Raw genomic sequence first — 13046 nt, forward strand, 5'->3', positions numbered from 1 at the left:
ATAGGCCGACTGCCTGCCTCCTCCTCGATACGCCATTGCGGCGAACCTGCGAGTCCCCCGATGCGATGGCTGCAGAATAATCGTTGATCTATTCAAACGTCAACTTGTCCGACAAAAATAGCCCGCAGTTTCAATCGCTGAGCGGTGCCGCGGAGTCCGTAAGTCAGCGTTATCGCACAATTTTGTTGCAAATCCGAGAATCACGCCGCTATGTTAGCGTTAACAAAATCAGGAGGGATGGGATGCGGCGCGGGGCTTTGCTTGGATCTTTTGTCGTAGTTTTTATGGCTTCGGTGATGCCCGCTGCCCATGGCGAGGAACCGGCCCTGCGGCTTGGTGACTCCGGCTATTTTGAGGCGCCTGCCGCCAATGTGCTGGTGTTCAGCAACTGGTATGACGGGCTTTTCGCCGATTCGAAGATCAGCGGTGTGGAGATCATCCAGCAGGATCGGCGCATCGCCACCAATGGCGATGTCCGCCTCTCCGCCACACCGGGCCAGTGGGATGCCATCGGGCGGATGATCGAACGCAAGGTCGATGCGCGGACCGGCACCATCGAGGCGGTGCTGGAATATCCTGAGCATGATTTTCGCTACATCATCCGCGCCGTTCCGCGCGGCGCGGACCTTCTCCTGACGGTCGAACTGCCGCGCGCCTTGCCGGCGGCGCTGGTGGGCAAGGCGGGGCTGAATTTGGAGTTCCTGCCCTCGGCTTATTACCACAATGCCTTCATGGTGGATGGCAAGGCCGGCGCCTTCCCGCGTTATCCGGCCAGCGCGATGGCGCGGACGCCGGAGCGTAATCCCGCCAGCGGACGCAGCGATGGTCCCGGTGCCGAACCGCTCCCTCTGGCGCAAGGCAGCGACATCGTCCTTGCCCCGTCGGATGCCGCGCGCCGGGTCCGCCTGCGCTCGCAGACGCCCATCGCGCTGTATGACGGGCGCAATCAGGCGCAGAATGGCTGGTTCGTCCTGCGGTCGCTGCTGCCGGCGGGCAAGACGGGCGTGGTGGTGCAGTGGACCCTCTCTCCGACCAGCACGCCCGGCTGGCTGCGGCCGCCGTCCATCGGCCATTCGCAGCTTGGCTACACGCCGGGGCAGGCGAAGGTCGCGACGATCGAGATCGACCGCGCGGACACCCGGCGACCGCAGGTGCAGCTTCTACGCGTGGAGCCTTCGGGGCAGGAGGTGCCCGTGCTCATCGGCACGCCTGCCGAAGCGGGGGATTATCTGCGCTATCGCTATCTGCGTTTCGACTTCAGCACCGTGCGCGCGCCGGGCCTCTATCGGCTGGCCTATGGCGACAGCAAGACCGCGCCGTTCCGCATCGCGCAGGATCTGTTCGCCGATGCCTGGCATCCAACACTGGACGTCTACTTCCCGGTGGCGATGGACCATGTGACCGTCAATGAGGCCTATCGGGTCTGGCACGGCGAATCCCACAAGGACGATGCCCGGCAGGCGCCGCTCAATCATGAGCATATCGACCTCTATGCGCAGGGGCCGACCACTGATACGCGCTTCAAGCCTGGCGAGCATATTCCCGGCCTTAACATCGGCGGATGGTACGATGCCGGCGACTATGACATCCGCACGCAGACCCAATATGCCGTGATCCGCTCCATGGTGCGCAGTTGGGAGAGCTTCGGGCTGGATCGCGACACGATGAGCGTCGACGATGCCACACGGCGCGTGGAAATCCATGTGCCCGATGGTCAGCCTGACCTGCTCCAGCAGATCCGCCACGGCACGCTCCAGCTCGTCGCGCAATTCGATGCGGTGGGCCATGCGATCCACGGCATCGTGGAGCCGGATGTGGGGCAGTACACGCATCTTGGCGACGCCGTGACCAAGACCGACGGCAAGATTTATGACCCGGCGCTCAAGCCTTATGAGGTGAAGGGGGACCGCAGCGGCACGCCCGATGATCGCTGGGCTTTCACCAGTCGGTCCTCGGCGCTCAATTACGGTTCGATCGCGGCGCTGGCTGCGGCCAGTCGCGCCCTCAAGACGCTGGACCCGGCGCTCTCCGCCAAGGCATTGGCCATTGCGACGCGGGTGTGGGTCGAGGAGCAGAGCCATCCGCCTTATGTCTTCCAGCATGGCAATACGACCGGCGGGCCGCTCGAAGCCGAGCAGTTCGCGGCCGCCGTGCAATTGCTCAAGACTACGCGCGACAAGCGCTACGCGGCACAGATCGAGGCGTTGTGGCCGTCCGTCTCAAAATTCTTCGGCTTTCAGGCCGCGCTGGCGACGGAAGCCCTGCCGTTCATGCCGCCTTCCTATCGCACAGCGATGGAGCCGCTCGTGCGGCAATGGGCCGCGCAGAGCGACAAGATCGCCGCCGCCAATCCCTATGGCGTGCCGATCTCGGAAGGCGGCTGGGCGGGGAATGAAGGCGTGATCGACTATGGTCTCGCCGCTTATGCACTGCACAAGGCTTTCCCGGAGATTGTGAAGAGCGATGCGGTGTTTCGCAGCATCGACTATCTGCTCGGCAACCATCCCGGCTCGGATATTTCCTTCGTCTCGGCGGTTGGCGCGCGATCCAAGGAAGTCGCCTATGGCACCAATCGCGCGGACTTCAGCTTCATCGCCGGCGGCGTGGTGCCGGGTGCGCTGATTATCAAGCCCGATTTCCCGGAGAACCATGAGGACTGGCCGTTCTTCTGGGGGCAGAATGAATATGTGATCTCGGCCGGCGCGGGATTCATCGAACTGGCGAACGCTGCGCATGAGCTGGCGAACGCGGAGCGGTAAGCAGGGGTGAGACTAACCACCCCTCCAACCGTCACCCCGGGCTTGACCCGGGGTCACGGCGGGGGTGGGGCAGGGTTTTGCCGAACACGCCTCCACAAGCGCTCAGTGCTCAAGCGCGCGCCACGCCGCTACCATGGCATCTGCCCGCTGGCGGACCTGTGCTGCGTCCAGCCCCGGCTGATAAATCGATGATCCAATGCCGAACCCGGCAGCGCCGGCGCTGCGCCATGCGGCCATATTGTCCGGCCCGATGCCGCCCACCACCAGCACAGGAATGTCGGCGGGCAGCACCGCCTTCATCGCCTTGAGCACCGCCGGGCTGTGCATCTCGGCGGGGAAGAGTTTGAGCGCATCGGCCCCGGCATCGATGGCGGCGAAGGCCTCGCTGGGCGTGGCGATGCCGGGCACAGAAAGCAGGCCGAGCGCCTTGGTGCGGCGGATCACCTGCGGGTTCATGTTGGGCGAGACGATGACGCGCCCGCCCGCCTGCGCGACCTGATCGACCGCATCCGCGCTGAGCACGGTTCCGGCCCCGATCAGCGCACCACCGGGCAGGCGGGCGAGGGCGGCGATGCTCTCCAGCGGGCGCGGCGAATTGAGCGGCACCTCGATGCAGCGCAGGCCCGCCTCGATGAGCGCAGAGCCGACAGTGGGCGCCTCCTCGGGTGTGAGGCCGCGCAGGATCGCCACCAGCGGCATGTCGGCGATCTGATCGAACCAAGGTTTCACAGGGATGCTCGCTTTCTCATCGGCGGACATCGCCGGTTTGGCCGGGGCGGAATGCGGCGAGTTCCTCCGCGCTGATCGGGCTGAAATCGCCATGGACGAAATGATTGAGCGCACAGAGCGCCAGGCCGCGTTCGGCTGCGGTGGCGATGCCGGCATCGAGATGCGCGATCACGCCGGCGGCGAACGCATCGCCGGTGCCGATCCGGTCAACGATTCCGCCGACTTCAATCGCTTGCGTCTCGAAGCTGTCATCCGGTGTATCGAGGCGGGCGCAAAGGTGATGGAGCCCGGCATGTGTGACCACGCGATGGGTGGAGGCGATGTGGCGCAGATTGGGGAAGCGCGCGAAGGCTGCCTGGGCTGCGGCGCGGCGTCCGTCCGCGTCCTGCGCATCGAAGGACTGGCCGAGCAGCATCGCAATGTCCCGCGCGCTGCCGAAGAACAGATCGGCCATCTCGACATGGCGGGCGAGGATCGGCGTGGGATCGTCGCACCAGCGTTCCCAGAGCGTCGCGCGGAAATTCCCGTCGAAGGAGATCGGGATGCCGGCGGCTTTCGCCGCTTCCATCGCCGCGAGGGACAATTTGTGGGCCTCAGGCGCAAGGGCGGGGATGATGCCGGAAAGATGCAGCATGGCCACGCCCTCCAGCGCCGCGGCCCAGTCATAACGTTCGGCCGGGGTGATCGCGAAGCTGCTGCCGGCGCGATCATAGCTGATCGCAGGCGCGCGCAGGCCGCTGCCGGGCATGAGATAGAACAGCCCTATCCGCCCGGGCTGGCGCTGCACATGGCGCACGTCCACGCCGGGCCGGCGCAGGGCGTCCAGCGCCGCATCCCCGACCGCGCCCGGCGGGAGCGCGGTGAGCAACGCGCTCGGCACGCCCAGCCGCGTCAGCGCCACCGCGACATTGGCTTCCGCGCCGACGAATCGCGCATCCAGCCGCTCGCTCTGGAACAGGCTCTCGCCCGGTACGGCGGAGAGGCGGAGCAGCAGTTCGCCGAAACAGAGGATCGGGCCGGGTGTCATCGTCTCTCTTGTCAACGCGTTAGAGGCGCAGGAGTAGCCCCTCTTGACAAACAAGCGCAATAGCTCTTGATAGCGCTAACACACAGGGGCGCCCTCGGGGGGCGAGGGAGAGGAAGTGATACATCCAGAAGAGTCCGGCCCGATGCTGCCCGTCGATTGGGAAGAGGGTATGTTTCTGGGGCGAGCCGATTTTGGCGATGGCCCGAGCCCCGTGCTCGTCCGGCAGGGTGAACTGCTCGATATGGCGCACGTCTGGCCGACCGTCTCGGCCCTTGTGGAAAGCGGCGATTTTTCAGGCGCTGGCGGCACGTCGCTGGGCCATTTTGATCCGGCATCCACGCGCTTGCTCAGCCCCGTCGATCTACAGTGCGTCAAGGCTTGCGGCGTCACCTTCGCTCTCTCCGCCATCGAGCGGGTGATCGAGGAGCGGGCGCGGGGCGACTGGAGCCGGGCTGCCTCGATCCGCGAGCGGCTGGAGTCGCGCATTGGCGGGCAAATCCGCTCCGTCCAGCCCGGTACGGCAGAGGCCGCCTCTCTCAAGGAGGCGCTGATCGAGGATGGGCTGTGGTCGCAATATCTGGAGGTCGCCATCGGCCCGGATGCGGAGGTGTTCACCAAGTCGCCGGTGCTCTCCACCGTGGGGCCCGGCGCCGCGATCGGCATCCGTTCGGATTCTGCGTGGAACAACCCCGAGCCGGAGATCGTGCTGCTGGCGGACAGCCTCGGCGCCGTCGTCGGCGCGACGCTCGGCAATGACGTCAATCTGCGCGATTTCGAGGGCCGCTCGGCGCTGCTGCTCGGTAAGGCCAAGGACAATAACGCCTCCTGTTCCATCGGCCCGCTGGTGCGGCTGTTCGATGACAGCTTCAGCATCGATGATGTGCGCCGTGCCGAAGTGCGGCTGACCATCGCCGGAGAGGATGGGTTCGTGCTGAAGGGCGTGAGCAACATGGCGGAGATCAGCCGCGATCCGCTCGATCTGGTGCGCCAGACTCTGAGCGAGCACCAATATCCCGATGGTTTTGCGCTGTTCCTCGGCACGCTCTTCGCGCCCGTGCAGGACCGCGACGAGCCGGGACGTGGCTTCACTCACAAGGTGGGTGATGTCGTCACCATCGCATCCGACAAGCTGGGTCGTCTGGTCAACCGGGTCGTCACCTCGCGCGATGCACCGCCCTGGCAGATGGGCATCGGCGCCTTTTACGCAAATCTGCAGCGGCGCGGTCTTCTGGAATCGGCATGAACAAGTCTGAGCAAACACAATACGCCGTCTATCCCAGCCTGGCGGGCAAGAACGTGCTGGTCACCGGCGGGGCGACCGGGATCGGGGCGGCCATCGTCGCGGCCTTCGCGGGGCAGGGCGCGCACGTCGCCTTCCTCGATTTCAACGACATTGCCGGCGCCGATCTGGCGCGGGATCTCGCCGGCGCGCGCTTTCGCCATTGCGACCTGCGCAACGTCGCCGAACTGGAGCGGACCGTCCGCGCGCTGGAGAGCGAGATGGGCGGGTTCGACGTGCTGGTCAACAATGCCGCCAATGACGACCGCCACCGCTATGACGAGGTGACCGCCGATTATTGGGACGAGCGCATGGCCACCAACCTGCGCCATCAATTCTTCGCCGCGCAAGCTGTGGTTCCGGCGATGCGGGCGCGGGGCGGCGGTGCCGTCATCAATCTGGGCTCGGTGAGCTGGCATCTCGGCATGTCCGAGTTGGTGCTCTACCAGACCGCGAAGGCCGGCGTGGAGGGCATGACCCGCGCGCTGGCGCGTGATCTGGGCGGCGACAATATCCGCGTGACCGCCATCGTGCCGGGCAATGTCGATACCCCCCGCCAGAAGCAGTGGTACACGCCGGAAGGTGAGGCGGAGATCCTGCAGGCCCAGTGCCTCCCGCGCCGCATCCAGCCGCGCGATGTCGCCGCGCTGGCGCTGTTCCTCGCCTCCGATGACGGAGCGCTGTGCAGCGGGCACGAATATTTCGTCGACGCAGGCTGGCGCTGAGATGCAGCCCGAGCCGATCCTTCCCCTGGGCATGACGCTCGGCGAAGGGCCGGTCTGGTGGGACCATGCTCTGTGGTTCGTCGACATCAAGGCGCACAGGCTCTACCGCCATGTGCCGACCACCGGCGCGCTGGCGGTATGGGATGCGCCGGACCAGATCGGCTGGGCGCTGCCTACGCGCAGCGGCGACATGATGACCGGCGTGCGCACCGGCCTGCATCGGTTCGATCCGCAAAGCGGGACATTTTCGCTGTTCCACGATCCGGAGCCGCATCTGCCCGGCAATCGGCTGAACGACGCCGCCACCGATACTCAAGGGCGGCTGTGGTTCGGCAGCATGGACGACAGCGAAGCCGCCCATACCGGGCGTCTCTATTGCCTCGCCGGCGGGCAGTGCGCCGCCACGGCCGTGCCTGCTGTCGAGATCACCAATGGCCCTGCCATCAGCGCAGATGGGCGCACGCTTTATTACACCGACACGCTTGGCCGGAAAATCTGGAAAGTCCCGGTCGATGAGAACGGCACGGTCGGCGCGGGCGAGCTGTTCATCACCATCGAGGATGGCGCCGGCTGGCCGGACGGCTCCGTGCTGGATAGTGAGGGCTGCCTGTGGGTCGCTTTGTTCGGCGGCTGGGGCGTGCGGCGCTATGATCCGCAGGGCTCGCTGATGCAGACCATCTCCTTCCCCGTCGCCAATGTCACCAAGATCGCCTTTGGAGGGCCGGATCTGCGCACGGCCTATGCCACCACCGCGCACAAGGGGCTGGATGCTGCCGCGCGTGAGGCACAGCCGTTGGCCGGCCACGTCTTCGCATTCGATCCCAAGGTTGCAGGATTGCCGGTTACCCCGGCAGATATTTGACAGAAGAAACGCCGTCACGGCCTCGGCTGGAGTCGGCAGAATTTTTGAGAGAGAGGAGGGGCTCGGCATGAGCGCTGAAACGCACGCCATCGGGCGAACCAACATCGGGTTCATATTCGCCATCGTGGCCATCGCCACCATTGGTGGCTTCATGTTCGGCTATGATTCCGGCGTGATCAACGGCACCCAGAAAGGGCTGGAATCCGCGTTTGACCTGGGCGCGCTGGGCATCGGCATCAATGTCGGCGCCATTCTGGTCGGCTCCGCGCTGGGCGCGTTTCTCGCCGGGCGCATGTCCGACCTCATTGGCCGTCGCGGCGTGATGATGCTGGCCGGCCTGCTCTTCCTCATCAGCGCGCTTCTGGCCGGTGCGGCCGGGTCTTCGGCGATGTTCATCGTGGCGCGGATCATCGGCGGCCTCGGCGTCGGCGCGGCCAGCGTGATTTCGCCGGTCTATATCTCCGAGGTGACGCCAGCCTCGATCCGGGGGCGCCTCTCCAGCATTCAGCAGGTGATGATCATCACCGGCCTTACCGGAGCATTCGTCGCCAACTTCGTGCTGGCGCGCTATGCCGGCGGCTCGACGGCGACCTTGTGGTTCGATCTGCCGGCGTGGCGCTGGATGTTTCTGCTGCAGGCGATCCCGGCGGCCATCTACATCCTGGCGCTGCTGATCATTCCCGAAAGCCCACGCTATCTGGTGGTCAAGGGCAAGGAAGAGCGCGCCCATGCGGTTCTCTCGCGGCTGTTCGGCCCCGAGGAAGCGACGCGCAAGGTGAGTGAGATCCGCGACAGCCTCGCTGCCGATCACCATCGCCCGCGTCTCTCCGATCTCATCGACAAGACGACGGGGCGCATCCGGCCGATCGTGTGGACCGGCATCGGCCTTGCGATCTTCCAGCAGTTCGTCGGCATCAACGTGGTCTTCTATTATGGCGCCACCTTGTGGGAGGCTGTCGGCTTCTCGGAGGATTATGCGCTGCAGACCAACATCCTCTCGGGCGTGCTCTCCATCGCCGCCTGCATCGCCACCATGTTCCTGGTGGACAAGATCGGCCGCAAGCCGCTGCTGCTTTTCGGATCGGCGGGCATGGCCGTCACGCTGGCGATCGTGGCCTATGCCTTTTCCACGGCGGTCACGGGCGCCGATGGCGGCGTGGTGCTGCCCGGCAGCAATGGCATCATCGCGCTGATTTCGGCCAATCTCTACGTGATCTTCTTCAACCTGAGCTGGGGGCCGATCATGTGGGTGATGCTGGGCGAGATGTTCCCTAACCAGATCCGTGGCTCGGGCCTGGCGGTGGCGGGGCTGGCGCAGTGGCTGGCGAACGCCCTCGTTTCGGTGAGCTTCCCCTCGCTGGTGGTCAGCCCTGGCCTTGCGGTGGCCTATTTCGGCTATGCCTTCTTTGCCGCCGTCTCCTTCTTCTTCGTCCGCGCCATGGTGCGCGAGACCAAGGGACGGGAACTGGAGCAGATGGAAGGCTGATCGCTCACCCGACAACACGCTCGGCCCGGTCACGCTTAGGCGTTGCCGGGCCGTTCGCTTTTCAGGGCTGGGGCGGGGGTCCGTCACTCTCACGCGCGATCAGCGTGTAGGGCGTCACGACATGCGGGTGGTCCACGCCCTTCGATGAGGCGTTGCGCATGCGGATTTCCCGGGTCAGCAGCGCCACCGCCTGCTGCGCCATATCGGTGATCGGCTGGCGGATCGTGGTCAGCTCCGGCCAACTGGTGAGCGCCAGAGCGGTATCGTCGAACCCGCAGATGGTCAGCATTTGCGGCACATCGATGCCGCGCCGGTGCGCGACGGTCAGCGCAGCTGCGGCCATATCGTCGTTGGAAGCGAAGATCGCCGTCGGCGGCTCGGGCAGGTCGAGCAGGCGCGTGGCTGCCTCCAGCCCGGAGCGGAAGGTGAAGAAGCCCTGCTCGATCAGCTCGGGCTGCGGCGCAATGCCGTGCTTTTCCAGCGCGGAGCGATAGCCCTCCAGCCGTTCGGCGCTGGCCGTCTGGTTGGGGTGGCCGGTGATGAAGCCGATGCGCTGATGCCCGAGCAGGATCAGGTGATCGGTCATGGCGTGGGCCGCCGCCTTGTCATCGATGCTCACCGAGAGCGCCCAGTCGGGCGCGCGCCCGGTGGCGACCGCGACGACCGGCACGCCGGCGCCTTCCAGCACGGCGAGCACGGAGGGGGAATCGCTCAGCGGCGGGGGCAGGACGATCCCGTCCACCCGGCCCTTGAGCAGCGCCTCGATGGCCTTGTCCTCTGCGCCTTCCTCATTGCACTCTTTGACGATCAACTGCGCGCCGGTGCGGCTGGTCTCCGCCAATATGCCCACCAGAAACTCGCTGAGATAGGCAAAGCTCGGGTTGGAGTGAAGCAGCCCGATGCGCGTGTCCTCCCCACCGGCGAGCGTGCGGGCAGCGATATTGGGCGCGTAGTTCAGCTCGGCGATCGCGGCCTCGACCGCCAGGCGCTTGTCCTCACGGACATTGGTGCCCTTGTTGATCACGCGGCTCACGGTCATCGGCGAAACGCCGGCCAGGCGGGCGACATCCTCGATCTTGGGGCCAGAGCTCTGCCGACGGGACGAGCGGGAACTGCGGTTGGTGACCATCGCCTGACTTGTTCGCCTTCCTATCCGGAACCGGGCGAGACCTCTCCCAATATCGTGCGTTCACCGCAACAGATAAGATGAAGGGGCGATCTTGCTTTGGCTCCGCGTCGTTATCGTCTCGTCGTACCGATCTAGGGGCACGGCAATTTCGGTTTCGTTAGCGCCTGGGCGACAAGATAGCAAAAAAAGAGGTGGCCGCCGGAGCGACCACCTCATCAGTGACCTGACCCGGCGAAGAGGAAGCGCCCGGGTCCGGCATGGCTCAGATGAAGCGATTGACGAGATTTTCGATCCGCTCCTGCCTTCCGGAGGCAGGCCTGGGGTCGAGCGCGCGGGTCACGGCCAGCTCGGCAATGCCGGCGAGGTCGAGCGCGGCGATCTCCTTGCCGAGCGGGCCATCCCAGCCCGCATAGCGCTGGTTGCGCAGGGCATCGATGCGGCCATCCTCGATGATCGCGGCGGCATTCAACAGGCCGCGCGCCACCGTATCGATGCCGCCGATATGGCCGTAGAACAGGTCCACCGGGTCCATCGACTGGCGCCGGACCTTGGAATCGAAGTTGAACCCGCCGGTGGTGAAGCCGCCGGCGCGGATCACCTCGATCATCGCGACGGTGAGTTCTTCCACTGAATTGGGAAACTGGTCGGTATCCCAGCCATTCTGATGGTCGCCGCGATTGGCATCGATCGATCCGAAGATGCCGAGCGCCGCCGCCGTGGCCAGCTCATGCTCGAAGGTGTGGCCGGCGAGCGTGGCGTGGTTCGCCTCGATGTTCACCTTCACCTCATTCTCGAGGCCATAGCGCTTGAGGAAACCGTAAACGGTCGCTGTATCGAAATCATATTGATGCTTGGTCGGCTCGTGCGGCTTGGGCTCGATGAGGATCGTGCCGGAAAAGCCGATCTTGTGCTTGTGCTCGACCACGAGCGTCAGGAAGCGCCCGAAATTGTCGAGCTCGCGCTTCAAGTTGGTGTTGTGCAGCGTTTCATAGCCCTCGCGGCCGCCCCACAGCACATAGTTGACGCCGCCGAGGCGATGCGTGGCCTCCAGCGCATCGCGCACCTGCATGGCGGCGAAGGCATAGACTTCCGGGTCCGGATTTGTCGCGGCGCCAGCAGCAAAACGGGGGTGGCCGAACAGATTGGCCGTGCCCCACAGCAGCTTGCGCCCGCTCGAAGCCTGCAGCCCTTCCAGATGATCGATGGCCTCGGCGAGGTAGCGGCGATGCTCGGCCACGCCTTCGGCCTGCGCCATCACGTCGACATCGTGGAAGCAGTAGAAGGGGACATCGAGCTTCTTGAAGAAATCGAAGGCGATGGCGCGCTTCTGATGGGCAGCAGCGCTATCATTGGCGCCAGCATGCCAGGGGCGGTCGAAGGTGCCGGCGCCGAACACGTCCGAGCCCGGCCAGCAGAATGTGTGCCAGAAGCATACGGCAAAGCGGAGATGATCCTCCATCCGCTTGCCGAGCACGACGCGATCCTTGTCATACCAGCGATAGGCCAGCTCGTCGTCGGTATCCGGGCCCTTATAGGCGATGGGGGCAATGTCTGCAAAATAGTCGGTGGCCATCAGGCGCTCCCTATCGGTTTCAAGAATGTCAGCTCTGTGCGGCGCGAATGGCGGGGTAGGCGCGGCGGAAGGCCTCGCGCTTGGGGGCCAGTCGTTCGGCGGTCAGCGGGTCGGGCTCGATCACATGGGCGACCGGCGGCGTCGTGCAGATGTCGGCGGGTGCGCCGCCGGTCACGCCGATCTGGGCCAGGCGGGCCGCGCCCATCGCCGGGCCGACTTCACCGCCCTTGAGGTAATTCAGGCGCGTGCCGAGTGCAGCGGCGATGATCTGGCCCCAATAGCGCGACCGCGCGCCACCGCCGATCACGGCCAGTTCCTGCACATCGCTCCCGGCGTCGCGCAGCGCATCCAGCCCATCGGCAAAGGCAAAGGCAACGCCCTCCAGCACCGCCTGCGCCAGCCGCTCCGGCCCGCTATCATGATCGAGATTGAGGAAGGCGCCGCGCACCTGCGGGTCGTTATGCGGTGTGCGTTCGCCTGAGAGATAGGGGAGGAAGAGTTCCGGTCCGCACGCGGCGCCAACGGACTCCGCCCGGGAAAAGAGGTCGGCGGCGCCGGCTGCACCGGAGAGGCGTGCAGCAAAGTCAATGCACGACGCCGCCGACAGGTGCACGGCCATCTGATGCCAGTGTGCAGGCAGGCAGTGACAGAAGGCGTGCACGGTTCGGTCTGGATTGGGTTTGAACTGATCGTTGGCGATGAAGATTACGCCCGATGTGCCAAGGGAGAGCAGCCCGTCGCCATCGCTGACGATGCCGATGCCCGCAGCGCCGGCGGCATTGTCGCTGCCCCCGGCGGCGACCGGAACGGGGGACATGCCCCAGAGTTGCGCCACGTCCGGCCGCAACGTGCCGGTCAACGCGGTGCCCTCGTACAGTGCCGGCATGTGCGCAAGGCTGAGGCCGGTCGCGTCCAGCAGCGCTTCCGCCCAGCGTCGGCCGGCGACATCCAGCCACACGGTGCCGGCAGCGTCGGACATGTCCGTGGCCTTGTCGCCGGTCATCTGCAGGCGGATATAATCCTTGGGCAGCAGCACGGTGCGTGTGGCGGCGAAGATCTCCGGCTCGTGCTGGGCGACCCAGGCGAGCTTGGGCGCCGTAAAGCCGGGCATGACGATGTTGCCGCCGATCGTGCGGAATGCGTCGGTCTTGTCTTCCAGCGCGATGCATTCGGCGTGGCTGCGCCCGTCATTCCACAGGATTGCCGGCCGCAGCGGCTGATCGTCCGCGCCGAGCAGCGTGGCCCCGTGCATCTGGCCGGCGAGCCCGACGCCCAGCACGGCGCGCCGCACGGCGGGGTCGATGGCCTGCACGGCTGCGGTGGTGGCGGCCCACCACGCGGCCGGGTCCTGCTCGGACCAGAGCGGATGCGGCCGCTGCACGGTGAGCGCTGCCGTTCCCTGGCCGACAACGGCGCCATGCTGGTCGATGACGACCGCTTTCACGCCGGAGGTGCCGATGTCGATGCCGAGGAACAT

At 65.8% G+C, this 13046-nt stretch carries 10 protein-coding genes; 5 read left to right on the plus strand and 5 right to left on the minus strand.

Annotation, left to right across the window (positions count from 1 at the left end; all coding sequences use genetic code 11):
• The first annotated feature begins 296 nt into the window (after positions 1-296).
• Positions 297-2759 carry a glycoside hydrolase family 9 protein gene (locus M2336_RS10130; RefSeq protein ID WP_264574818.1) on the plus strand — a complete coding sequence of 821 codons (2463 nt, stop codon included), beginning with the start codon at positions 297-299 and terminating at the stop codon, positions 2757-2759.
• Positions 2760-2861: 102 nt separating this feature from the next.
• Here the strand turns inward: M2336_RS10130 and M2336_RS10135 are convergent, their stop codons facing one another.
• Entirely contained in the window at positions 2862-3458 is a 597-nt protein-coding gene (locus M2336_RS10135) for a 2-dehydro-3-deoxy-6-phosphogalactonate aldolase (RefSeq protein ID WP_264574987.1), read from the minus strand.
• Between the two features lie 46 nt (positions 3459-3504).
• A complete protein-coding gene (locus M2336_RS10140; RefSeq protein ID WP_264592952.1) occupies positions 3505-4515 on the minus strand; it encodes a sugar kinase in 1011 nt (336 codons plus the stop codon).
• Positions 4516-4657: 142 nt separating this feature from the next.
• Between M2336_RS10140 and M2336_RS10145 the strand changes: the two genes are divergently transcribed.
• From M2336_RS10145 to M2336_RS10160, 4 genes are all read left to right on the plus strand, one after another.
• Entirely contained in the window at positions 4658-5758 is a 1101-nt protein-coding gene (locus M2336_RS10145) for a fumarylacetoacetate hydrolase family protein (RefSeq protein ID WP_264574988.1), read from the plus strand.
• A complete protein-coding gene (locus M2336_RS10150) occupies positions 5755-6519 on the plus strand; it encodes an SDR family NAD(P)-dependent oxidoreductase (protein ID WP_264574820.1) in 765 nt (254 codons plus the stop codon). The genes M2336_RS10145 and M2336_RS10150 overlap by 4 nt, the downstream gene beginning before the upstream one ends.
• A 1-nt stretch (position 6520) precedes the next feature.
• Positions 6521-7381 carry an SMP-30/gluconolactonase/LRE family protein gene (locus M2336_RS10155; protein ID WP_264592953.1) on the plus strand — a complete coding sequence of 287 codons (861 nt, stop codon included), beginning with the start codon at positions 6521-6523 and terminating at the stop codon, positions 7379-7381.
• Between the two features lie 67 nt (positions 7382-7448).
• Positions 7449-8867: a sugar porter family MFS transporter gene (locus M2336_RS10160; RefSeq protein WP_264574822.1), complete on the plus strand. Its 1419-nt coding sequence runs from the start codon at positions 7449-7451 to the stop codon at positions 8865-8867.
• A gap of 61 nt (positions 8868-8928) precedes the next feature.
• On the opposite strand, the gene M2336_RS10165 is transcribed toward M2336_RS10160, so the two are convergent.
• The 3 genes from M2336_RS10165 to xylB all read right to left on the minus strand — a co-directional run bounded on the left by M2336_RS10165 (position 8929) and on the right by xylB (position 13046).
• Positions 8929-9996, minus strand: coding sequence for a LacI family DNA-binding transcriptional regulator (locus tag M2336_RS10165; RefSeq protein WP_264592954.1), 1068 nt, complete (start codon positions 9994-9996; stop codon positions 8929-8931).
• A gap of 262 nt (positions 9997-10258) precedes the next feature.
• Complete coding sequence (gene xylA, locus M2336_RS10170) at positions 10259-11569, minus strand: xylose isomerase (RefSeq protein ID WP_264592955.1); 1311 nt, start codon at positions 11567-11569, stop codon at positions 10259-10261.
• A 28-nt stretch (positions 11570-11597) separates the two neighbouring features.
• Entirely contained in the window at positions 11598-13046 is a 1449-nt protein-coding gene (xylB, locus tag M2336_RS10175) for a xylulokinase (RefSeq protein WP_264592956.1), read from the minus strand.

It is taken from the genome of Sphingobium sp. B1D7B, assembly GCF_025961965.1.
In the GTDB taxonomy this organism is placed as follows: domain Bacteria; phylum Pseudomonadota; class Alphaproteobacteria; order Sphingomonadales; family Sphingomonadaceae; genus Sphingobium.

Bases quoted from the DNA above. Each gene is read 5' to 3' on its own strand.
- M2336_RS10165 (WP_264592954.1), bottom strand. From the start codon at position 9,996: ATGGTCACCAACCGCAGTTCCCGCTCGTCCCGTCGGCAGAGCTCTGGC.
- M2336_RS10145 (WP_264574988.1), top strand. From the start codon at position 4,658: ATGCTGCCCGTCGATTGGGAAGAGGGTATGTTTCTGGGGCGAGCCGAT.
- M2336_RS10140 (WP_264592952.1), bottom strand. From the start codon at position 4,515: ATGACACCCGGCCCGATCCTCTGTTTCGGCGAACTGCTGCTCCGCCTC.
- M2336_RS10160 (WP_264574822.1), top strand. From the start codon at position 7,449: ATGAGCGCTGAAACGCACGCCATCGGGCGAACCAACATCGGGTTCATA.
- M2336_RS10150 (WP_264574820.1), top strand. From the start codon at position 5,755: ATGAACAAGTCTGAGCAAACACAATACGCCGTCTATCCCAGCCTGGCG.
- M2336_RS10135 (WP_264574987.1), bottom strand. From the start codon at position 3,458: ATGCCGCTGGTGGCGATCCTGCGCGGCCTCACACCCGAGGAGGCGCCC.
- M2336_RS10130 (WP_264574818.1), top strand. From the start codon at position 297: ATGCCCGCTGCCCATGGCGAGGAACCGGCCCTGCGGCTTGGTGACTCC.
- xylB (WP_264592956.1), bottom strand. From the start codon at position 13,046: ATGTTCCTCGGCATCGACATCGGCACCTCCGGCGTGAAAGCGGTCGTC.
- xylA (WP_264592955.1), bottom strand. From the start codon at position 11,569: ATGGCCACCGACTATTTTGCAGACATTGCCCCCATCGCCTATAAGGGC.
- M2336_RS10155 (WP_264592953.1), top strand. From the start codon at position 6,521: ATGCAGCCCGAGCCGATCCTTCCCCTGGGCATGACGCTCGGCGAAGGG.